This is a genomic window from Azoarcus taiwanensis (assembly GCF_012910885.1).
GTDB classification, from domain to species: Bacteria; Pseudomonadota; Gammaproteobacteria; order Burkholderiales; family Rhodocyclaceae; genus Azoarcus_F; species Azoarcus_F taiwanensis.
Map to the genome: position 1 here is coordinate 1 of NZ_WTVM01000277.1, position 855 is coordinate 855.

At 59.6% G+C, this 855-nt stretch carries 2 protein-coding genes; both read left to right on the forward strand.

Going from position 1 to position 855, the window contains the following annotated elements; all coding sequences use genetic code 11:
- A partial coding sequence (locus GPA21_RS21110; RefSeq protein ID WP_246262084.1) for a type II toxin-antitoxin system RelE/ParE family toxin occupies window positions 1–460 on the forward strand: 460 nt, incomplete at its 5' end.
- 1 nt (window position 461) lies between these two features.
- Window positions 462–779, forward strand: coding sequence for a helix-turn-helix domain-containing protein (locus GPA21_RS20295; RefSeq protein WP_168989864.1), 318 nt, complete (start codon window positions 462–464; stop codon window positions 777–779).
- Window positions 780–855: the final 76 nt, after the last annotated feature.

The following is an 855-nucleotide window of genomic DNA, read 5'->3' on the forward strand; positions in this document are numbered from 1 at the left end:
CCGGCCATCAGCGGCCGTAAGGCTTTCCCGTCTGAACGTCAGGAGCAGACTGAATCGGGTCGTTCCAAACTACACCAAAACCGGGGGCGATGAATCGACGAACGTGCAGGCACGTTCGCATTCCTTCCTTGCGCCTGTACGGGCATCCCGTATAATTCAGACCATGCGCACCGTGATCGAAACCCCTACATTCCAGAAGCAGGCAGGGAAGATCTGGTCAGAAGTCGAGCGGCTGGAGTTTATTGACTGGATTGCGGCCAATCCAATGGCTGGCGAGGTCATCCCCGGCGCGGGCGGAGCGCGCAAGGTGCGATGGAGCCGCGCCGGCTCTGGCAAGTCGGGCGGTGCGAGAGTGATCTACTTCAACCTGACCGAAGAGGACGTTGTGTTATTGGTGGCGATGTATTCCAAGGCCGAGCGAACCAACATGAGTCCTGCTGAAATCAGAAAGGTGGTGTGACATGGGAAAGAAAGCCGATATCGAGGCTATTGCCAAGGCCATCGAGGCGGATGCCGGCGAGCCTCTGCCCGATCTGCGCGAGGCCCTCAAAGAGGCGCAGATGGGCGTGGGGCGCGTCACTACGCCCGATCAGATACTGGTTCGTCAGGCTCGGGAGAAGTCTGGGCTGACGCAAGCGGCGTTCGCGGAGCGGATCGCGACGCCGGTCGCTACGCTGCGCGACTGGGAACAAGGACGTTTCAAACCGCCCGGTGCCGTCACATGCCTGCTACGCCTGATTGTCAGGCATCCTGAACTAACGCGAGAGCTGACTGCGTGACCTTGTAGCCGAGTACAGCGGGAATCCCTGCTTTGCTGTCGTTGAGCAACTTAATGGCTACTTCAGCTCTGGGTCG

Bases quoted from the DNA above. Each gene is read 5' to 3' on its own strand.
- GPA21_RS20295 (WP_168989864.1), top strand. From the start codon at position 462: ATGGGAAAGAAAGCCGATATCGAGGCTATTGCCAAGGCCATCGAGGCG.